This window comes from Sphingomonas sp. (assembly GCF_036388435.1).
Classification (GTDB): domain Bacteria; phylum Pseudomonadota; class Alphaproteobacteria; order Sphingomonadales; family Sphingomonadaceae; genus Sphingomonas.
Genome location: NZ_DASVRV010000048.1, coordinates 1 through 20,066 on the forward strand (window position 1 = coordinate 1; position 20,066 = coordinate 20,066).

The window sequence follows — 20,066 nt, forward strand, 5'->3', positions numbered from 1 at the left end:
CCGATCGGCGGTACGTAGCGCCCCCGGGGTGCCCGTCATCCGCAACGTCAACTGGGGCGGCCTCAAGACGCTCTATGTGAAGGAGGTGCGCCGTTTCTTCAAGGTGCAGCTCCAGACGGTCTGGGCACCCGCGATCACCACGCTCCTCTACCTCGTCATCTTTACGGTCGCGCTCGGCGCGCGCCACGCGGTCACGGTGGACGGGCGCGACGTGCCCTTCGCCGACTTCATCGCGCCCGGGCTGATCGTCATGGGGATGATCACCAACGCCTTCGCCAATGCCAGCTTCTCGCTGCTGGTCGGCAAGATCCAGGGCACCATCGTCGACTATCTGATGCCGCCCTTGTCGACCGCCGAGCTGCTGGCGGCGATGGTCGGCGGCGCCGTCACCCGCGCCTTCTGCGTCGGCGGCGCGGTGTGGCTGGCGATGGCGCTGTGGCCGGGGGTGAACGTCACGCCCGTCCATCCGCTCGCGGCCTTGTGGTTCGGGCTACTGGGGTCGGTGTTCCTGGCGCTGGTCGGCGTCCTCACCTCGATCTGGGCGGAGAAGTTCGACCACGCCGCGGCGGTACAGAATTTCGTGGTCGCCCCGCTCGCGCTGCTGTCGGGCACCTTCTACTCGGTCGACCGGCTCGCCCCCGCCTTTCGTGCGATCAGCCATGCCAACCCGTTCTTCTACATCATCTCGGGCTTCCGCTACGGGTTTCTGGGCATCGCCGACTCGCCCGTGCTGCTGGGCAGCTTCGTCATCCTCGCCATCGACGTCGCGCTGGGGCTGCTCTGCTACGCGCTGCTCCAGCGCGGGTGGAAACTGAAGAACTAGCGACGCCACTCGTCGCGCAGCAATCCCCAGATCGCGCTGTCGCGCACGCCGATATGCGTTTCCCACTCGGCGCGCAGCAGGCCCTCGCGGCGGAAGCCCAGCGCCTCGACCAGCCGGGTGGACGGCGCATTGCCGGGATCGATATCGGCGAAGACGCGGCGATGCCGTTCTTCCAGGAACAGCAGGTCGAGCAGCCGGGTCACCGCTTCGCGCGCGATACCCCGCCCCCAATACGCGCGGGCCAGCATGTAACCGAGCTCGGCCACCCCTTCGCGCCGGCGGCCCGCCGCCACGGTGCCGATCGCCCGGTCGGACCCTCCCATCGTGATCGCCCAGCCTCGCCAATCGCTCGAACGGGCTCCCGGCGTCAGATAGACGATCGTTTCGGCGACCGAGCCGTGCGGGGCGCTCGACCAGAAGCGCATCAGGTCCACATCGCCATAGACGTCGAACAGCGCGGCGGCGTCGTCGATCCGTTGCGGGCGGAACAGCAGCCGCTCGCTCTCGAACCGCTCGCTCAAATCGTCAGCGCATCGATCAGCGCGCGCACCTTCTTCTGGCGCCATTGCGGGACCGGCGCCACGAGCCAATAACCGAGCCGCGACGGCCGCGCCTCGCCGAGCACGACCACGCGCCCGCTCGCGATATCGCCCCCGGCGAGCAGTTCGGGCACGACCGCGCGGCCCAGTCCCGCCGCGGCCGCATCGATAGCGAGCCCGGCATCGGCGACGCGCACCGGCGTGGTCGCGTCCTCGCCGGGGCAGCCCGGCCAGCCTATCTCGACGTCCGCCCCGCCGCCCGGTCGCGCGATCGTGACGAAGCCGTCCGACTCGAGCGCCTCGCCTTCCAGGTTGCCGGGCCCTTCGGCCCAGCGGATCGCCAGGTCGAGATTGGCCTCGGTGAAGTCCAGCGCCTCGTCCGACGCCATGACGGCGAAGCGCATCTCGCCATCCGCCACGGAGATGGCGGCCAGGCGGGGGAGCAGCCATTTGGCGGTCAGGTCGCGCGGCGCGGCGATCGTCAGCGCCTTGGAGGACTGGCCCGCCTGCATCGCCTGCACCGCCTCCTCGAAATTGAGAAAGGCACCCCGCAACGCCGCCAGCCCCGCCTCCGCCTCGGCGGTCAGCTCCAGCCCGCGCGCGGTGCGGCGGAACAGGACGACCCCCAGCGTATCCTCCAGCGCGCGGATCTGCTGGCCGACCGCGGCCGGGGTCACCGCCAGCTCGTCGGCGGCGCGGGTGAAGGACAGGTGCCGCGCGGCGGCGTCGAGCACGCGCAGACCGTTCAGCGGCAGGTGGGTCCGCTTCACTCCCCGGTCCTCAACCGGCGATCGCCGGCGCCAGGAGCGCAAAGCGGGGGATCGCCACGTCGAACGTCTCGCCGTCGCCAGCAATCACATGGTAATTGCCCTGCATCGCCCCGGTCGGCGTCGCGAGCGGGCAGCCGGACACGTAATCATAGCTCGATCCCGGCTCGATCAGCGGCTGTTCGCCCACCACGCCCTCGCCCTCGACGGTGTGGCGCGCGCCGCGGCCGTCGGTGATGATCCAGTGGCGGGTCAGGAGCTGGACCATCTCGTCGCCACCATTCTCGATGCGGATGTGATAGGCCCAGAACCAGCGGCCGCGCGCGGGCTCCGACTGTTCGGGCAGATAGCTGACCGACACGCGCACCGTCACGCCGCGCGTGGTCTCCGCATGGGGAAAGAACGCCTTCACAGCCCGGCCTGCGCCAGCGCCTGGTCGAGATCCTCGATCAGGTCGGCCGGGTCCTCGAGCCCCACGTTAAGGCGGAGCAGCCCCTCGGTCACGCCCATCTCGGCGCGCTTCTCCTCCGACACGCTGGCATGAGTGGTCGAGGCGGGATGCGTCATCAGCGAGCGCGAATCGCCGATATTGTTGGAGATATCGACCAGCGCGAGCCCGTCGAGCAATGCGTGCGCCTGCTCGCGGCCTTCGACTTCGAAGGCGAAGATCGGGCCGCACGCGTCCATCTGCGACATGGCCAGGGCGTGCTGCGGATGGCTGGGCAGGCCGGGGTGGAGCATCCGCGGCACCCGGCCCTCCAGAAAGCGCCCGACCGCCAGCGCATTTTCCGACTGGCGGCGGATGCGCAGGTCCAGCGTCTCCAGCCCCTTCAGCACCACCCAGGCGTTGAAGGGTGACAGCGTCGGCCCGGTGTTGCGCGTGAAGGGTAGCAGCGTGTTGGTGATCCAGTCCTCGGTCCCGCATACCGCGCCGGCGAGGACGCGGCCCTGCCCGTCCATCATCTTGGTCGCGGAATAGGCGGTCACGTCCGCCCCCCATTCCATCGGCCGCTGGAGCGCGGGCGTTGCGAAGGCGTTGTCGACGACGCTGGTGATCCCGTGCGCGCGCGCCAGGTCGCACACCGCGCGCAGGTCGACGACGTCCATGGTCGGGTTGGCGGGCGTTTCGAAGAAGAACACCTTCGTATCGGGCCGGATCGCGTCGGCGAATTGCTGGGGATCGCGCGCATCGACGATCGTGGTCTCGATCCCGAACTTGGGCAGCAGCGTGTCGGTCAGCCAGCGGCACGACCCGAACGCCGCGCGTCCGCCGACCAGATGGTCGCCCGCGCTCAATTGGCAGAGCAGGGCGGCCGTCATCGCGGCCATGCCGGTCGCCATGGTGCGGCAGGCCTCCGCCCCTTCCAGCAATGCGATCCGCTGTTCCAGCATCTCGACCGTCGGGTTCTGGAGGCGGGAATAGGTCATCCCCGCCTGCTCGCCCGCGAAGCGCGCGGCGGCGTCGGCCGCGCGGTCATAGGTGTAGCCGGAGGTCAGGAACAACGCCTCGGAAGTCTCGCCATATTCGGTGCGCGCGGTGCCGCCGCGGATCGCCCGCGTGGCGGGGCGCCACGTCGCCGTCGTCGCACGGTCCTGCCCGGTCAAGCGCTTCATGCCGCCAGCCTTTGCCGGGGCGGGCGCCGGGGAGCAAGCCCATAGCCTTGCGGGAATGGGAGAGGTGGTCGAAGGAAGCGGCCGTGCGTGCCCTATCCCGCCCCCTGCCCATGGCGATGCTGCTGGCGGTCGTCGCGCTGGCGCTGTTCGCCTTTCGCCTCGGCACGCCGTCGACGCTGATGTTCGACGAGGTCCATTACGTACCCGCCGCCCGCACGCTGCTGGCGCTGTCGCATCCGGTCAACACGGAGCATCCGCTGCTCGGCAAAGCCCTGATCGCGCTGGGGATCATGCTGTTCGGGGACGATGCGATCGGCTGGCGCGCGATGTCGGCGCTGGCCGGCACGGCGACCGTGCTGGGGGTATACGCGATCGGGTGGCGCCTGTTCGGCCGCGTGCGCACCGCCGCGATCGGCGGGGTGCTCGCGATCGTCAACGGCACGGTGTTCGTGCAGGCGCGGATCGGGATGCTGGACGGGTTCATGGCGGCCTTCGTCGTCCTCGCGGTGGCCGCCATGCTCTGGGGAATGCGGGAGCGGCCGCTTCTCTGGTGGACGCTGGGGAGCGTGTCGTTGGGGCTGGCGGTAGGCGTGAAATGGGCGGCGGTGCCCTATCTGGCCTATGCCGGGGCGGCGTTCCTGCTGCTGAAATGGCGCCGGCCCGATCGCTGGCCGAAGCTGGGCTGGTCCGCGGCGTTCGCCATTCTGGGCGTGGCGAGCGCGGCCGCCTATCTGCTGACTTTCGTCCCCGCCTTCTTCTATGCCGAGCGCCCGCTGACCCTCGCTACGATCCTGCCCTTCCAGCTCGACATGTATCGCCAGCAGACCCAGGTGCTCCCGGTGCATGGCTATCAGTCGCAATGGTGGGGCTGGCCGCTGTTGCTGCGGCCGATCTGGTATCTGTACGAGCGCGTCGACGACGCCCAGCGCGGCGTGCTGCTCGTCGGCAACCCGGCGGTGATGTGGGGCGGTCTGGTGGCGGTGGCGGGGTGCGGCTGGGCCTTCATCCGCGAGCGCGACGCGCGGCTGGGCGGGGCCGCGATGCTGTGGCTGGGCTCTTATACGATATGGGCAATCATCCCCAAGTCGCTGGGCTTCTTCTATTATTACTATCTACCGAGCATCTGGCTGTGCGTCGCGATCGCGGCAATTTGCCACCGCCTGGCACAGAGCCGATGGAAGGACTGGGACGAGACGTTCCTGATCGTCGCGGTCGGGACGTTTCTGTATTTCTACCCGATCCTGTCCGCCGCCCCGCTGGCCGGCCCCGACTTGTTCCGGCGGTGGACCTGGTTCGGCTCCTGGATCTAGTAACGTCCCCAGACGAAGCGAGACGAGAGCGCGTAGTTCCATACCGCGCTGACCGCGATCCCGACCAAGGCCGACGCGATCCAGGCGCCCTGGCGGACATCATGGAGGAAAGCGGCCACGCCGATATTGGCGATCGCCCCGATCGAGCAGACCAGGCAGAACGAGACCCAGCCGTCGAACAACGCCCGTCCGCCCTTCAGCCGGCGGTCGCGATAGGTGAGCGCGTTGTTCAGAAAGAAATTGAACGTCATCGCCGCCCCGGTCGCGACGATCTGCGCCGCCAGGAAGCTGGTCCCGATCGCCAGGAACAGAAGGCTGAGCACCGCCATGTGCGGCAGCACGCCGACCAGCCCGATGATGCAGAACAGCGCGAAGCGGACCGGAACCACCCGCCCGATCAGCCGGTCGTACAGCGCGATCAGGAATTCCATCGCCACCACGTGATCGAGCTTGCTCTCGCCCACGGTGCGGACGCGAAAAACATAAGGCAGCTCGACGAAGCGCAGCGGCCTTTTGGCGGTGGTCATCAGGTCGAGCAGGATCTTGAAGCCGATCGCCGAAAGGTCGGGCGCGAGGCGGCGGACGATATCGGTGCGGATCGCGAAGAAGCCGCTCATGGGATCGTTGAGATCGGCCTTGAGCACCCGGCGCGAAAGCCTTGTCGCCAGGGCGGATTTCGCGACCCGGTCGCGGTCCCATTCACCCGTTCCGCCACCAGGCACGAAGCGCGATCCGACCACCAGGTCGAGCGCCGGGTCCCCCTGCAGCGCGGCCAGCATCCGGGGCAGCAACGCCTCGTCATGCTGGAGATCGCCGTCGATCACCGCCACCACCGGTGCGGCGGTCGCGCACATGCCCTCGACACAGGCGGAGGACAGGCCGCGCCGCCCGATGCGCTGGATCACGCGAACGCGCGGATCGGTGAGGGCCAGCACACGCGCGGCGTCGCCCGTGCCGTCCGGGCTGTCGTCGTCGACGAAGATCGTCTCCCAGGACAGGCCCGCAAGTGCCTGTTCCAGCTTGGCGATCAGCAGCGGTACGTTCGCCCTCTCGTTGAACACGGGCACGACTATCGCCAGCTCCAGCGGCCGGGCGGTCACAGCGCGGCGAGAACCGCGTCGCCCATCGCGCCGGTCGTGCACTCGCCCCCCAGGTCGGGGGTCCGCGCGCCGCCCGCGATCGCCGCGCCCACCGCGCGCTCGATCCGCTCGGCGGGTTCGGGCAGACGGAGCGAGTGGCGCAGCATCATCGCCGCCGACAGGATGGCGGCGCAGGGGTTGGCCTTGCCTTGCCCGGCAATGTCGGGCGCGGAGCCGTGGATCGGCTCGTAAAGCCCCACCCCCGTCTCGCCGAGCGCGGCCGAGGGGAGCATCCCGATCGACCCCACGCACATCGCCGCCTGATCGGACAGAATATCGCCGAACAGATTGCCGGTCACGATCGTGTCGAACTGGCCGGGCGCGCGGACGAGCTGCATGGCGGCGTTGTCGACATACATGTGCTGGAGCTTGATCGCCGGATAATCGAGCGCGACCTCGTTGACGACGTCGCGCCAGAGCTGCGACGTGTCGAGGACATTCGCCTTGTCGACCGACAGCAACCGTCCCGACCGCGACGCCGCGGTCTCGAAGCCGACCCGCGCTATGCGGGCGACCTCGACCTCGTCATAGCGCATGAGATCATATCCCTCGCGCAGGCCCTTCTTGGTGCGGCGCCGGCCCTTGTCGCCGAAATAAACGTCGCCGGTCAGTTCGCGCACGATCACCAGGTCGATCGTCCGCGCGATCTCCGGCCGCAACGCCGACGCGTCCTCCAACCCGGCGAAGAGCCGCGCGGGGCGGATATTGGCGAACAACCCCAATTCCTTGCGCAGGCCCAGGATCGCCTGTTCGGGGCGGAGCGCGCGCTCCAGCGCGTCATATTCCGGCGCCCCGACCGCGCCGAACAACACGGCATCGGCCCGCCTGGCGAGCGCCAGCGTCTCGGGCGGCAGCGGATGACCCGTCCTGCCATAGGCGGCGCCGCCGACCAGTCCTTCCTCGAACGTCAGGCCGAGATCGAGCGCGTCCAGCACGCGCCGGGCCTGCGCCACGACTTCGGGGCCGATACCGTCGCCGCCGAAGACCGCGACCAGCCGGTGCGTCACCCTTCCCACCGGCGCGGGCCGTCTCGCCGCTCGTCGATCCATCACGCCATCGTCCTCCCCAGTCGGTCGATCAGCCGCGCGCGGGCGGCCAGCGTGTCCGCGATACGATCGACGAGGATGTCGCGCGACAGGAAATGTTCGGACAAGCGCAATGCGGCGAAGATGTCGGGCCAGTCGGCCTCGCCGCCTTCGGTCAGAAAGCCCGGAAGCGGTAGCAGCTTCGACTCGTAACCCACTGCACCCGCACGCGATACGCCGGCGCCGCTACGCGGGCTGACATAGGCGAGCGCCCCCTCCTCGCCGGTCACGGTACATCGCTCCAGATCAAGGCCGAAGCCGAGTTCGGCGAGCACCACCAGCTCGTACCGCGCCAGCGCCGCCGCCCAGCCGCGCGCCGACGGCGCCGCCTCGATCGCGTCGAGCACACCGCCCAGCGCGTCATGGATATAGGGATAGGGCTGCGCCTCGGGCAGGGCGGCGGCGGCCAGGGTCGTCGCCCATTGCAGCGCGGCCGCCGCGAGCGGCTGGTCGTGGAGCGCCGCGCGGCTGGCGATCAGCTCGACGGTCAGCCCGGCCAGTTGCTCGCCCGTGCGTGCGCGCCACTCGCCGAGCACGAGGTTCGCCGGCTGGAGCACCGGGCGCAGCCGTCGGGATCGCCCGCCCCGGACATAGCCGGGCTGGACGCCGTGCTCACGCGTCAGTGCGCGCGCGACGACGCCGTGCTCGCCGTGATTGCGGGTGGACAGGATGATCGCGTCGGCACGGATGTGCATGTATCCGAAATGGCGTGCCCGCGCCCGCGCCGCAACGCTACGGTGTGCCTCTCACCCGCCGAACCGTCGCGTCAGCGCGCGTGGTAGAAGTCGTAGACCTGCTGCGCGACCGCCGCCGATACGCCGGGCGCGCGTTGCAGGTCCTCCAGGCTGGCGTTGCGCACCGCCCGGCCCGTGCCGAAATGCATCAGCAGCGCCTTCTTGCGCGCGGGGCCGATGCCCGGCACCTCGTCCAGCGGGCTGGCGCCGATCGCCTTGCGCCGCTTCTCGCGGTGGGCGCCGATCGCGAATCGGTGGGCCTCGTCGCGCAGCCGCTGGAGGTAGAAGAGTACCGGAGCGTTCACCGGCAGCTGGAACTCCCGCCCGTCGAGCAGGTGGAAGACCTCGCGTCCCTCGCGCCCGTGATGCGGCCCCTTGGCGACGCCGACCAGACACACATCCTCGATGCCCATATCCTCCAGCACGGCCTTCGCGGCGTTCAGATGCCCGCGCCCGCCATCGACCAGCACCAGGTCGGGCCAGGTCTCGCCGTCCCGGTCGGGGTCTTCGGCCTGGGCGCGGGAGAAGCGACGCTCGAACACCTCGCGCATCATCGCGAAATCGTCGCCGGGCGCGGTCTCCGCGCGCTTGATGTTGAACTTGCGATACTGGCCCTTGCGGAACCCCTCCGGCCCCGCGACGATCATCCCGCCCAGCGCGTTGGTGCCCTGGATGTGGCTGTTATCGTAGACCTCGATGCGATCGGGCGGCTCGGGCAAATCGAACAGCTCGGCGACCTCGCGCAGCAGCTTGGCCTGCGTCGTCGACTCGGCCGCGCGGCGCTCCAGCGCCTCGATCGCGTTGCGCCGCGCCTGTTCCATCAGTCGCCGACGGTCGCCGCGCTGCGGCGTGCAGAGCGTGACCTTGAACCCCACCCGGTCGCCGAGGGCCTGGCCGAGCAATTCGCCCTCGGGCAGATCCCGGTCGAGCAGGATCGTCTTGGGCGGCGGGACCTCCTCGTAGAACTGCATCAGGAAGCTCGTGAACACCTCTTCCTCGGGCACGTCGTTGCTGTGCTGGGGGAAGAAGCTGCGATGCCCCCAATTCTGCCCGCCACGGATGAAAAAGGCCTGGATGCCCGTGATCCCCTCGCGCGAGGCGAGCGCGAAAATGTCGGCGTCGCCCATCCCTTCCGCGTTGATCGCCTGAGTGCCCTGGACGAAGGTCAGCGCCTTGAGCCGATCGCGCAGCAACGCCGCCAGCTCGAAGTCCATATTCTCCGCCGCCGCCTGCATCTGCACGCCGAGCTTGGCCTGGACCTGGGTCGACTTGCCCGCGAGAAAGCTTTTCGCGTCCTCGACCAGCTCGGCATAGCTTTGCTTGTCGATCCGCCCGGTGCACGGGGCCGAGCAGCGCTTGATCTGATAAAGCAGGCAAGGGCGGTCGCGCGAGCGGAAGAACGGGTCGGTGCACGACCGGAGCAGGAACAGTTTCTGCAGCGCGTTGAGCGTGTTGGTCACCGATCCCGCGCTCGCGAAGGGTCCGTAATAATTGCCCACCGCCCGGCGCGCGCCGCGATGCTTCTGCACGCGCGGGAAATCATGGTCGGATCGCAGCAGGATGAACGGGAACGACTTATCGTCGCGCAGCAGCACATTATAGGGCGGGCGATAGCGCTTGATGAGCTGCGCCTCGAGCAGCAGCGCCTCCGCCTCGTTGTTGGTCGTGACGATCGTCATGCCGCGCGTCTGCGACACCATCCGCTGGAGCCGGCGGGGCAGCGCGGTCACCTGGGTATAATTGGCCACGCGCTGCTTGAGCTGCCGCGCCTTGCCGACATACAGCACCTCGCCGCGCGCGTCCTGCATCCGGTAGACGCCGGGGCGCAGCGGCAATGTCTGCAGGACGTTACGGATCGCCGCTACGCCCGCCTCGAGGTCGGGCGTCTCCGAGCCCCGAACGGTGAAGCTGGACTTTTCCTCGTTGAACCGGTCGGTGGTGGACGTGGACATGACAGGCGGAATCTAGGGAGTCCGGCCCGGTTCCGCTATGCCATGCGTTCCCGAACCACCTGCTCCAGCACCGTCAGCGGCATGGCGCCGAGCGACAGCACGTCGTGGAAGCGCTTCAGGTCGAAGTCCGGACGCTTCTTCGCCTCGTCGCGCAGACGCACCCACACCGAATGGCCGATCTTGTAGCTGGTCGCCTGACCCGGCCAGGCGCAATAGCGGTCGATCTCTCCCTGGCTGCGGCCGCGTGCGATGCCGGTGGTGGCGATGAGGTAATCGGTCGCCTTTTCGCGGCTCCACCGTTTCGCGTGAAGGCCGCTATCGACTACCAGCCGTGTGGCGCGGAACAGCAGCGACTGAAGATAGCCGACGCGCCCGAGCGGGTTGCCGTCATAGATGCCTATCTCGTCGGCAAGCTGCTCGGAATAGAGCGCCCAGCCCTCCGAATAGCCGCTGAACCCGCCGCGCCGCCGGATCAGCGGGATCGACGCCGATTCGAGCGCGGTCATCACCTGGTGATGATGGCCCGGCACGGCTTCGTGATAGGACAGGGTCGCCAGCCCGAACTTCGGCCGATCGAACGTGTCGCGCAGGTTGATGAAATAGATGCCCGGCCGCGCCCCGTCGAGCGTGGCGTTCTGATAATAGCCGCCGGGCGCCCCCGCCTGTATCGACGGCGGCACGCGGCGGACCTCGACCGGCGCCTTGGGAACGACCGAGAAGACCTCGGGCAACCGCGCCTGCATCGCCCGCACCTGCCCGTTGAGCTCGGCGAGCAGCGCCTCGCGGCCGGGATCGGTGTTGGGGAAGAGCTGGTCGGGACGCTTGTTGAGCGCGACCAGCCGGTCGCCGACCGTGCCCTGGGACATTCCCTGCGCCTTCAGGATCGCGTCTATCCGCCCGCTGATCTCGGCGACCTGCTCCAGCCCCATGCGGTGGATCTCGTCACCGGTCATCGCGACGGTGCTCGCCGCCTCCGCCGCCCCGGCATAATAGGCGTCGCCGTCGGGCAGTCGCCAAGCGCCCGCATCGTGCGTCGCCTTGGCGCGCAGTTCCGTCACCAGCGCCCGCTGGCGGTCGAGCGCGGGATAGACCTCGCGCCCCACGATCGCGGCCGCGCGCGCGACCCGGTCGTCGGGTAGCCCGGCGGCCTTGAGCTTGGTCGCCAGCGCGACGACCATTGTCGTGTTTGCGGCGGGCTGGTCGCGGAGCGACGCCATCTGCCGGAGCGTGGTGTCGAGCAGGAAGTCGGGCGCGAACACCCCGCGCGCAGCGTCGGCGCGCTGCTTCGCGCTATCGTCGTCGATCGCTTTCGAAAAAGCGGAGAGCCGCGCCAGATAAGCGTCGGCATCGGCAGCGGTCTTGACGGGATGCTGGCCGTCGAGAAAATCGGGCACGTCACGGTAAGCGCCCGTCAATTGGGTGAGCACATAGGGGGCGTAGCGCCCGGAGCCGGAGCCGTAGGTGAAGCGCTCGCCCCCCGCGATCCCGCGATCGAGCTGATAAGCGACGACGTCGTGGTCGACCTTGGCCGAAGCGGACAGGCCGGCGCGGTCGATCCGGCGCAGCTCGGCGCGCTCAGCCTTGGCGCGGCTCAGGTCGCGCGCACGTCCCGCCGCCGATCGGTCGGACAGTCGCGAACGGAGCCCCGCGCGCTCGCCCGTGTCCAGCCCCAGGCTGGTCGCCCCTTCCGGGCTGTCGTTCAGCCGGTCGTAGAAGAAACGGTCGAGCAGCGCCCGCAGGCGCGCATCGGCGGTGGCACCGGGCGCGACCTGCGCCACGCCGGTCGAGGCGAGCGCCGCGGCGCCTGCCCCGGCCATGAACTGACGACGATCCATCCCGGTCCGCTCCTTCTTCGCTAGTGCGAAGGGGAATAGGAGCGCCGGTGCGTCCTGTCCAACCGGACGGGCGCGATCAGGCGGGCGAGAAGAGCTTGGTCCCGACCACGCCCACCACCGTCAGCGCCATGAAGCAGCCCTGGACCAGCGTCACCCGCTCTCCGAACAGGATCACGCCGCCGACGATCACGCCGACCGCGCCCAGCCCGCTCCAGATCGAATAGGCCGTGCCCGCCGCGAGCCCGCGCATCGCCAGCGCGAGCATCCCCATGGTCACGAAGCTGAGCACGATAGGCACGATCCCGGCGACCCAGGTGCCGACCATCGACGCCCATTTCAGGCTGAGCGCCCAGCAGATCTCCGCGACGATGGCCAGGGCGAGGATGAGCCAGGACATGATGTACCTATCAGACGGATACCGCTCCCCCGGCTCTCGCCGGGGAAGCGTATCGAAATTGCGGCAGCGCGACGCGCCGGCGCCTAGTTGGGACGACCCAGCCCGGCGATGGTACGGTCGACCAGCGGGCGGTCGACGCGCGCGTCGAGGCTGTCGCGCATCAGCAGCGCGGCTGCCTTGACCGCCGCGTCGGCGGCGGTGGCGCGGACTTCGGCGAGCGCGCTGCGCTCGGCGGCGGCGATCTTGTCCTCGGTCATCTTGGCGCGGCGGTCCATCAGCGCCTCGGCATCGGCCTTGGCCTTGGCGATGATCGCATGGGCTTCCTGATGGGCATGGGCACGGACCGTCTCCGCGTCCTGATGCGCGGAGGCGGCCTTGCTCTCATATTCCGCGCGCAACGCCTCGGCCTCGGCGCGGAGCCGCGCGGCCTCGTCGAGCTGGCGGCGGATATCGGCGATCCGCCCGTCGAGCGACCGGGCGATCATCGCGGGCACGCCCTTGGCCAGCATGATCAGCAGCACGACCAGCGCCGCGATCGCGACCCAGCCCGTGGTGTTGAAGCCGAGCGCCGTCGGCTCGACCACATGCTCGGCCCCGCCGGCCTCGTGGATCTCTTCGGTCAGCGCGCTGCCGTCGCGGACATTCGCCGGGGCGAGCGGCTGGCTTTCGGCGGCGTCGGCCAGATTGGCGGCCACGGTCGCGCTCGCGTCGGGGTCAACCATCGTTCATCACCTTGCGCACGGCCGCGGACGCGGCATCGGCGCTGACCTGCGCGCCCGACAATTTGACCACCAGATCGCGCGCCGCGTCGGCGGCGATGTTCTGGACATTGCCCATCGCCGCCGACTTGGCTTCGGCGACGGTGCGGTCGTGATGCGACGCGCGCATCGCCAGGTCGGCATCGGCTTGGCGCACCTGGGTCTCGAACGCGGCGGTGGCGCGCGCCTTGGCCGCGGCGGTCTCCGCCTGGGCCGCGACGCGGGCCGCCTCCATCTCGCCCCGCCATGCCTCCTCGGTCGCGTCGGCGGCCGCGCGAGCGGTCTCCGCGGCGCGCAGGTCGGCGGCGATCCGCGCATCGCGCGAATCAACGGTCGCCTGGATCCGGGGCACCATCGCCTTGCCGATCCCGAAATACAGGATGCCGAAGGTGATCAGCAGCCAGAAGATCTGGGATGCGTAGGTCGAGGCGAGCTGTTCGATCTGAGGCATTGCAACTCCAGCGGCGTCGGACCGGGACGGCGAGCCGCCACGGCCGGCCGGTCGATCGGGCGGCCGAAACCGCCCGGTCGACTCAGGCCACGAACACCAGGATGATCATGGTCACGAAAGCGAGCAGGCCGAGCAGCTCGGCGCCCGCGAAGCCGATGAACAGCCGGCCCTGCTGGCTGTCGGCGGCACCCGGATTGCGCAACGCTCCTTCGAGAAACTTGGCGAAGACGTTGCCTACGCCCAACGCGGCGATGCCCATGCCGATCGCGGCCAGACCGGCACCCAACAGCTTTGCGGCTTCTGCGTCCATGATGAAACTCCTTGAGAAATGTCGTTGAGGGAAAGGGGTAAGGCTCAGTGCAGGTTGACGGCGTCGTTCAGATAGACCGACGTCAACAGCGCGAACACATAGGCCTGAATGGCCGCGACCAGCAGCTCGAGCAGCGTGATCCCGACCATCAGGACGAAGGACGGAATGCTCACCAGCGCGATATAGCCCAGGCTGGCATTGGCGCCGTCGACCAGGTTGACGCCGTTGATCACGAACGCCGCGAGCACCTTGAGCAGGATATGCCCCGCGGTCATCGCCACGAACAGCCGCAGCCCCAGGCTGAACGGCCGCACCAGAAAGCTCATCAGCTCGACCACGAAGATCAGCGGCACCATCAGCGCCGGGGTGCCGTTAGGCACGAACAGCGAGAAGAAGTGAAAGCCGTGCCGCCCGAAGCCGACGATCAGCACAATCGCGAACGAGATGATCGCCAGCACGCCCGTGACGGTCAGATGGCTGGTCACGGTGAAGGGATGGACGCCGGGGATCACGCCGAAGGGCAGCAATCCCAAGATGTTGGCGAACAGGATGAACATGAACAGCGAGAAGACATAGGGCAGGAAGCGCTTGCCCTCCGGCCCGATGTTCGAGATCAACATGGTCTGGATGAAGCCGGTGAAGGTCTCGACGGCCATCTGCGCGCGGCCTGGGATCAGCTCGCGCTTCATCCCCGCCAGCATGAACAGCCACAGCGCGCCGAGCGTCAGCACCATCCACAAGGCCGAATTGGTGAAGGACAGGTCGTACCCGCCCACGATCCAGCGCTGACCGAGCACGGGCTCGATCAGGAACTGGTGCATGGGGTCGATCTTGCTGCCCCGTTCCGCCGCCACTGCTTCCGCCGCCACTTGGCTAACCCTTATTTTGCCCCGGATGCGCCGAATGCCCGATCATTTCGGGCGCTCGCCTGACATCTTGATGATCTGCCTGAACGCGACGCCGATCCCCAGGAACAGCATCACGATCAACCCCCATGGCGCGGTCCCGAACAGGCGGTCGATGACCCAGCCGATTAACGCGCCGCCGACCAGGCTGCCGATCATGGCCGACAAGACGCGGTTTCCCAGCGAATAGCCGCCATCGCCGCTCGTCGGCACCTGCCCCGTCCGCGCCGCTTCGCGAGCCTTGGCGTCGCGCAGCTTGCGATCAAGCGCGGTCAGCCGTGGATCCTCCACGTCATGGATGTCCCGGTCGGGATCATATTCCGCCACGCGGCCCTCCTATAAGCTGTTGCGAACAAGGGAACGCGCGGGCGGCGACAGACCCCGCCAAGGCGCGGTCCGTTTAGCAGCGGTCGGTTTCGTGTCAACCGTCGCGAACCGCGCGCGGCAGCGGCGCGATCGGGCATCCGGGCGCGGGCGCGGCCCGGAGCGTCACCTCACACGCAGCGCGGATCGCGCTCCGGGGCTTCCGTCCCGCGCGTCCGCCAGGCACCGCCGGGCGTCTGGTATTTCTCGCCGGGTGCGGTCTGCGCGATCAGGTTGCACCCGCTGGTGAAGGCGAACTGCTCCACGGTCGCGCCGCTTTCGCCCGCGCGCTGGGTATAGGCGGATTTGCGCTGGATGTTGATCTTGCTGACCAGCGCGCGCAGCTCCGCGTCGCCGCCGCCGCCGCCGCCGACCACGCCCAGGTAACCGTCGGGCTGCTCGCCCACCTGCCCCGCCGCCCGCGCCGCGGCATAGGCCGGGTCGCGCTGCGCCCACACCGCGCCCGCGGCACCCACCGTCGCCAGCACCGCCGTCAACCAGATCTTGCGCATCAGAATATCCCCGGGTTCTGCTTGATGACCGACTTGGCCTCGTTGTCGAGCCTGTACACCACTTCCTGCGTCACATTGATGTTCAGGTTGATCACGATCGGCTTGTCGGGGGCGCTCACGTTGACGCACCCCCCGACCGATCCGATCATGAGCATCCCCATAAGCGTCATCTTCATCCTCATGGCATGTTCCTGCTTGCTTGTGGCTGAATGACGGGAGGGGCCGGGCGGGTACGGCGTTCCTGCTCCTCGATCAGGGCGGGCAGGTTGCGCCGGATGAGCCGCTGCGGGTCGTAGAAGCTGCGCGCCGAGTCGATCAGCCCACGGAACGGCGCGGTGATGCGGATGTTGAACACCAGCGGCAGCCGCTGCAGGCGGCGGATGATGAAGTTGGATTTGGTCCCCGCCCCCTGGCTCACGCCCTCGAAGCGCACATCGGTGACCATCTCGCCCGCGAGCGGCCCGTTCATAACGATGCCGAGCCGCTGGTAGCGCAACGCCTTAAGCGCCTGGAACGCGAAATCTCCCCAGGTGCCGAGCTTCTCCTGACTGATCGCGCCGACATAGGCGATCGTGCCGCCCCCGGGCCGCACCTGCAGCCGCCCATCCTCGATCCGCCCGCCGCGTTCGTCGAAGATCATCGGCAGCACCCCGTCGAACACGCCCGTCGCGTTCAGATTGTCGAAGTCGAACTGCTGCAGGAACTGGTCCGCCGCCATGGCCTCGATCCGGAAGGTGAGCCGGCGGTCGACCGGCCGCGAGAAGTCGAGCATCGTGGGCGCGAGCAGCAGCGTCCCGCCCGCGAACGGCCAGCGCGCGCCCTCGATCGCGATCCGCGCGTCGGGCAGCGTCCGGTAGCGTACGACGCCGTCGGTGACCGGGATGCCGGGGTTGATCGTCCCCACGGTCGCCACCTGTCCGGGCGCGCTGCGCAAGGCGAGCAGGTCGTCGAAGACGATCCGCCCCTTCAGCCCCGTAACCGGCCCGAACGCGGCCGCCAGGTCGAGCCCCTCCGTCGCGAACGCGCCATCGCTCGTGACGCCGGCGGGGTTCCACGCGATCCGCCCCTCGCCCGCCACCCGGCCGCGCACGTCGGCGACGACCCCGAAGGCGACCCGCGTCAGCGCCTCGGGCTGGAGGCGATCGTCGAACGTGACGCCCGGAACGCTCAGCAGCGCTTCGCCGACCCCGCGCCCAAGGTCGTGGCCGATGCGCAGGCGTGCCACCATCGCACGCGTCGCGGGCTCGACCAGCGAACCCGTCACCGCGATCCGCCCGTCCTGGAGACGGAAGGCCAGGTCCTCGCTCCGCAGCGGCTCGAACCGTCGGGCCGTCCCGTCGCTGACCGTCGTCGCCGCCCTTAGCGTCAGCACCCCGTCCGCCAATCGCCACTTCCCCGCCGCACCCGCCAGCAGCAGCGGCACGTTCGCAATCTGTCCGCCCGTTTCGGCGAAGCGACCCGCGACCGCACCACCCGCGATCCGGCCGTCCAGCCGCCCGACATCGATCCGCGTGACGCGTCCGGCCCCGCCGAGCCGTGCCGACATGTCGTGCATCGTGAATCCCTGGGCCCCGAGTGCGACCTCGGCCCCGCTCGCCGCCAGCGTCACGGGCGTCGCGCCGAGCATCCCGGCGAGGCGGGGCGCGGCGATCGACGCGCCGCCGCTCACCCGTCCACTCTCCAGCCGCACCAGCGCGCCCGCGGCCGGGCACAGGCGCAGCCGCGTCGGCGCCAGTACCAGCCCCGCCACAGCCAGCCGCTCGAACGCGACCGGCGCGCAGCCCGGGTTGACGGCCAGACGCGCGCGCCCGTCCCAGTCGACCGTCAGCGGCAGCGTCAGCCGGTCCACGCGCGCCTTACCGAGCGGTCCGGAGACGGTCGCCACCGTCGCGATCCGCGTCGCCCCGCCCGGCGTCGCGGTGAACGCCACCGGCGTGAGCGCGATCGTCGCACCACCGGCGCCGTAAGGCTCGATCCGCGCCAGGCCGCGTACCGGCCTGCCGGGCGCGGCTTGGCCTAGCGTCACGTCGATCGTCGGCAGCCCGCCCCCGGTCACCGCCGCGACCGTATCGAGCCGCAGCCCGGCACGCGACCAGAACACGCCCTCACCGCCACCCAGCATGATCCGCGCCCCGCTCGCCGACCGCCCGTCCAGCCCGGCGACCCTCACCGCCACGCCCCCGCGCGTGTCGAGGGCGAGATCGGCCCCGACCGAGAAATCCCGCGCGGCGCGATCGACGGCCGCCGCGATCCGGTCCGCCACCGGCCCGAGCGGCGTTCCGGCGAGCGCCGCCGCCTCCAGGCGCAACGGCGCGACCTGCCCCCCGTCCGCTCGTACCCGCCCGGCGAAGCGCAGGCCGTCGCCGACGCGGTACTCCCCGACCAGCCCGGCTCGCCGCGCCCGTGCATCCGGTGCGCGCACGTCGGTGAACGCCAGATCCGTCCGGCCGGTCGTCTCGCGGGCGTTTCCGGCGAAGGTGATCGTCCCCGCGAGTGCCGCCGCCTGTATCCCACTACCCGCAACGGCGCCTGTCGCGATCCGCCCCCCGCCGCGCCAGCCGTCGAGCGCCGGGGTGAACGCCGCATCGACCCGCGCGCCGACGCCACGCGCCTCGCCACCGTCGCAGGCGATCCGCCCCGCGCGCAGCGGCCCCGTCACCGTCGGCGCCGCATCGGCGACCCGCAGCCGCACCGCCGCCGTGACCCGCTCGGCCACGCAGGCGCCGCCGGCGATCCGCGGCGCGACCGCCGCGAGCCGCCCGTCGAACCCGTCGTCCAGCCGTCCGCGTCCGGCCAGCCGCAGCCCGATCACGCCCGCGGGGGTCTCCAGCCGCATCCGGGCGTCGCTCACATCCACGAACAGGCGAGGCAACGCGAAGGGCCTGCCCGACGGCGCAGGAAGCAGCCGGTCGATCGCGCCGAGCGACACGCGCCCGTCGACGATCCGCCCCCGTATCCGCACCCGTCCCGCGCGGATCGCGGTGACGCCGGCGCCGCTCCACGTCAGCCTCATCCCCGTCTCGATCCAGTCGGCGACCAGGTCGGGCCGCGCGGGATCGCCGATCACGACGTTCACCAGGCGCTGCCGCCCGAAGCCGAGATCGGCGACCCCGTAGCGCGCGGGAACGCCCGCCGCCGCCAGCGCGCGATCGATAACCTCGCCCGCGATCGGCCGACGCAGCATCCAGAGTCCCAGGATCGCCAGCGCGAGCAGTCCGAAAAGAACCCCGGCGACGCGCCAAACGCGGCGGGCGGGGCGGCCGGACGGCCCGTCGCTATCCTCCGTCACCCGTTTTCACTCCACCAGCGCGCGCCCAAGTCCATAGCCATGGTGCTTCCCGGCTTGCAATCGCGTGAACCGCCGCCTTACGCTGGGCGACGATGGCCGATAGCGACCCCGGCGACAATGACGGCAGCGGCGAGCGCAGCGGCGACGGCACCGGCCACCGCGCCCGGCTGCGCCACCGCCTGGCGGCCGGCGGCGGCGACGCGCTGCTCGATCACGAGCTGATCGAATATCTGCTCGCCCTCGCCATCCCGCGCCGCGACACCAAGCCGCTCGCGAAACAGCTCCTGCGCGAATTCGGTGGGATCGGCGGGGTGCTAACCGCGCCGGGCGACGCGCTGGCGCGCATTCCGGGGATGGGCGAGACCTCGGTGGCCGCGATCAAGATCGCCCAGGCCGCGGCGATCCGCCTGCTCCAGGCCCCGGTCGCAGACCGCCCGGTGCTCGCGAATTGGCAGGCGCTGCTCGACTATCTGCGCGGCCGCATGGCGCATGAGGCGGTGGAGCATGTCCGCGTGCTCCACCTCAACACGAAGAACATGCTGATCCGCGACGAGCTGATGAGCCGCGGTTCGATCGACGAGGCGGCGGTCCATGTGCGCGAGGTGATCCGCCGCGCGATCGACCTGGGCAGCGCCGCCATCATCCTGGTCCACAACCATCCCAGCGGCGATCCGTCACCGAGCCGCGCCGATATCGACCTGACCCGCGCCATCGCCGCGGCGGGCAAGCCGCTCAACGTCGTCGTCCACGATCACCTGATCGTCGGCGCCAAGGGCCATGTCAGCCTCCGGGCGCAGGGCCTGCTCTGACGGGAATCGACGCTAAGATCGCGCCGGCGACAGGAATCCGGTCAGCTCGGCCAGGGTCACCGACCGCGACTTGTCCAGATCGGCCTGCGCGAAGGCCGCGCCCAGCCAGGTCCGGGTCGACGGCGCGTCGGGCTGGAGCGCGGGATCGGCGATCGCCTTCAGCCGCACCATCCACGCCCCGAACTCGCCCGCGCTCAAGCCGCCGCTGGCGTCCTTGTCATAGGCCGGGAACTCGCGCGCGACGATCGCCGCCACCTCCGCGTCGCTGGATGCGGGCTGCGGCGCAGCGGACGTGGAAGTCACGGGCGAAGCCGGCGAAGTCACCGGCGCCACCGGTGCAGGCGCGGCCGTGATCGGCGCAGGTGACGGAACGGTCTGCGCCGAAGCGGGGGCGACGGCGAACGTCATGGCGGCGAGCAAGGACATCTTCATCTTCAAACCTTTCCGACCTGGTCCGGCGCGAACACTCGGGCG

General features: G+C 69.9%; 22 protein-coding genes. 3 read left to right on the forward strand and 19 right to left on the reverse strand.

Annotation, left to right across the window (positions count from 1 at the left end; translation table 11 throughout):
- Positions 1–28: 28 nt before the first annotated feature.
- Entirely contained in the window at positions 29–823 is a 795-nt protein-coding gene (locus VF592_RS11530) for an ABC transporter permease (protein WP_414714214.1), read from the forward strand.
- On the opposite strand, the gene VF592_RS11535 is transcribed toward VF592_RS11530, so the two are convergent.
- The 4 genes from VF592_RS11535 to VF592_RS11550 are packed head-to-tail and all read right to left on the reverse strand — an operon-like array spanning position 820 to position 3,743.
- On the reverse strand, positions 820–1,344 hold the full coding sequence (locus VF592_RS11535) for a GNAT family protein (protein ID WP_331005776.1): 525 nt from the start codon (positions 1,342–1,344) through the stop codon (positions 820–822). The two genes, VF592_RS11530 and VF592_RS11535, sit on opposite strands and share 4 nt — an antisense overlap.
- A complete protein-coding gene (locus VF592_RS11540; protein WP_331005777.1) occupies positions 1,341–2,132 on the reverse strand; it encodes a LysR family transcriptional regulator in 792 nt (263 codons plus the stop codon). Before VF592_RS11540 ends, VF592_RS11535 begins: the two co-directional genes overlap by 4 nt.
- A 10-nt stretch (positions 2,133–2,142) precedes the next feature.
- Positions 2,143–2,541, reverse strand: a complete 399-nt coding sequence (apaG, locus tag VF592_RS11545; protein WP_331005778.1) for a Co2+/Mg2+ efflux protein ApaG — start codon at positions 2,539–2,541, stop codon at positions 2,143–2,145.
- Entirely contained in the window at positions 2,538–3,743 is a 1,206-nt protein-coding gene (locus VF592_RS11550) for a trans-sulfuration enzyme family protein (RefSeq protein ID WP_331005779.1), read from the reverse strand. The genes apaG and VF592_RS11550 overlap by 4 nt, the downstream gene beginning before the upstream one ends.
- 83 nt (positions 3,744–3,826) lie before the next feature.
- Here VF592_RS11550 and VF592_RS11555 point away from each other — a divergent pair, with 83 nt between their 5' ends.
- Positions 3,827–5,053 carry a phospholipid carrier-dependent glycosyltransferase gene (locus tag VF592_RS11555; protein WP_331005780.1) on the forward strand — a complete coding sequence of 409 codons (1,227 nt, stop codon included), beginning with the start codon at positions 3,827–3,829 and terminating at the stop codon, positions 5,051–5,053.
- Here the strand turns inward: VF592_RS11555 and VF592_RS11560 are convergent.
- The 14 genes from VF592_RS11560 to VF592_RS11625 all read right to left on the reverse strand — a co-directional run bounded on the left by VF592_RS11560 (position 5,050) and on the right by VF592_RS11625 (position 18,783).
- Positions 5,050–6,114 carry a glycosyltransferase family 2 protein gene (locus VF592_RS11560; protein ID WP_414714210.1) on the reverse strand — a complete coding sequence of 355 codons (1,065 nt, stop codon included), beginning with the start codon at positions 6,112–6,114 and terminating at the stop codon, positions 5,050–5,052. The genes VF592_RS11555 and VF592_RS11560 overlap by 4 nt on opposite strands.
- Before the next feature lie 35 nt (positions 6,115–6,149).
- Positions 6,150–7,199, reverse strand: coding sequence for a 3-isopropylmalate dehydrogenase (gene leuB, locus VF592_RS11565; protein WP_414714211.1), 1,050 nt, complete (start codon positions 7,197–7,199; stop codon positions 6,150–6,152).
- A gap of 41 nt (positions 7,200–7,240) precedes the next feature.
- Positions 7,241–7,972 (reverse strand): DNA repair protein RecO, encoded by a 732-nt coding sequence (gene recO / locus VF592_RS11570; protein WP_331005782.1) that lies wholly within the window; start codon positions 7,970–7,972, stop codon positions 7,241–7,243.
- Positions 7,973–8,043: 71 nt separating this feature from the next.
- Positions 8,044–9,963 carry an excinuclease ABC subunit UvrC gene (gene uvrC / locus VF592_RS11575; protein WP_331005783.1) on the reverse strand — a complete coding sequence of 640 codons (1,920 nt, stop codon included), beginning with the start codon at positions 9,961–9,963 and terminating at the stop codon, positions 8,044–8,046.
- A 35-nt stretch (positions 9,964–9,998) separates the two neighbouring features.
- Complete coding sequence (locus VF592_RS11580; protein WP_331005784.1) at positions 9,999–11,798, reverse strand: DUF885 domain-containing protein; 1,800 nt, start codon at positions 11,796–11,798, stop codon at positions 9,999–10,001.
- 76 nt (positions 11,799–11,874) lie between these two features.
- The gene (locus tag VF592_RS11585; protein ID WP_331005785.1) at positions 11,875–12,195 is read right to left on the reverse strand and encodes a DMT family transporter; all 321 of its coding nucleotides are present in this window, start codon (positions 12,193–12,195) and stop codon (positions 11,875–11,877) included.
- A gap of 83 nt (positions 12,196–12,278) precedes the next feature.
- Positions 12,279–12,917, reverse strand: a complete 639-nt coding sequence (locus VF592_RS11590; RefSeq protein WP_331005786.1) for a hypothetical protein — start codon at positions 12,915–12,917, stop codon at positions 12,279–12,281.
- A complete protein-coding gene (locus VF592_RS11595; protein WP_331005787.1) occupies positions 12,910–13,404 on the reverse strand; it encodes an ATPase in 495 nt (164 codons plus the stop codon). Before VF592_RS11595 ends, VF592_RS11590 begins: the two co-directional genes overlap by 8 nt.
- 82 nt (positions 13,405–13,486) lie before the next feature.
- Complete coding sequence (locus VF592_RS11600; RefSeq protein WP_331005788.1) at positions 13,487–13,714, reverse strand: F0F1 ATP synthase subunit C; 228 nt, start codon at positions 13,712–13,714, stop codon at positions 13,487–13,489.
- 44 nt (positions 13,715–13,758) lie between these two features.
- Positions 13,759–14,568 (reverse strand): F0F1 ATP synthase subunit A, encoded by an 810-nt coding sequence (locus VF592_RS11605; protein ID WP_331005881.1) that lies wholly within the window; start codon positions 14,566–14,568, stop codon positions 13,759–13,761.
- Between the two features lie 57 nt (positions 14,569–14,625).
- Positions 14,626–14,946 carry an AtpZ/AtpI family protein gene (locus VF592_RS11610; RefSeq protein WP_331005789.1) on the reverse strand — a complete coding sequence of 107 codons (321 nt, stop codon included), beginning with the start codon at positions 14,944–14,946 and terminating at the stop codon, positions 14,626–14,628.
- 167 nt (positions 14,947–15,113) lie between these two features.
- Positions 15,114–15,494 (reverse strand): YdbL family protein, encoded by a 381-nt coding sequence (locus tag VF592_RS11615; RefSeq protein WP_331005790.1) that lies wholly within the window; start codon positions 15,492–15,494, stop codon positions 15,114–15,116.
- Positions 15,494–15,670, reverse strand: a complete 177-nt coding sequence (locus VF592_RS11620; protein ID WP_331005791.1) for a YnbE family lipoprotein — start codon at positions 15,668–15,670, stop codon at positions 15,494–15,496. Before VF592_RS11620 ends, VF592_RS11615 begins: the two co-directional genes overlap by 1 nt.
- Positions 15,671–15,672: 2 nt before the next feature.
- Positions 15,673–18,783 carry a YdbH domain-containing protein gene (locus tag VF592_RS11625; protein ID WP_331005792.1) on the reverse strand — a complete coding sequence of 1,037 codons (3,111 nt, stop codon included), beginning with the start codon at positions 18,781–18,783 and terminating at the stop codon, positions 15,673–15,675.
- A 92-nt stretch (positions 18,784–18,875) separates the two neighbouring features.
- Between VF592_RS11625 and radC the strand changes: the two genes are divergently transcribed.
- Positions 18,876–19,592 (forward strand): RadC family protein, encoded by a 717-nt coding sequence (radC, locus tag VF592_RS11630; RefSeq protein WP_331005793.1) that lies wholly within the window; start codon positions 18,876–18,878, stop codon positions 19,590–19,592.
- Positions 19,593–19,604: 12 nt separating this feature from the next.
- Here radC and VF592_RS11635 read toward each other — a convergent pair whose 3' ends face one another.
- Positions 19,605–20,024 (reverse strand): EF-hand domain-containing protein, encoded by a 420-nt coding sequence (locus tag VF592_RS11635; RefSeq protein ID WP_331005794.1) that lies wholly within the window; start codon positions 20,022–20,024, stop codon positions 19,605–19,607.
- Between the last annotated feature and the right edge of the window lie 42 nt (positions 20,025–20,066).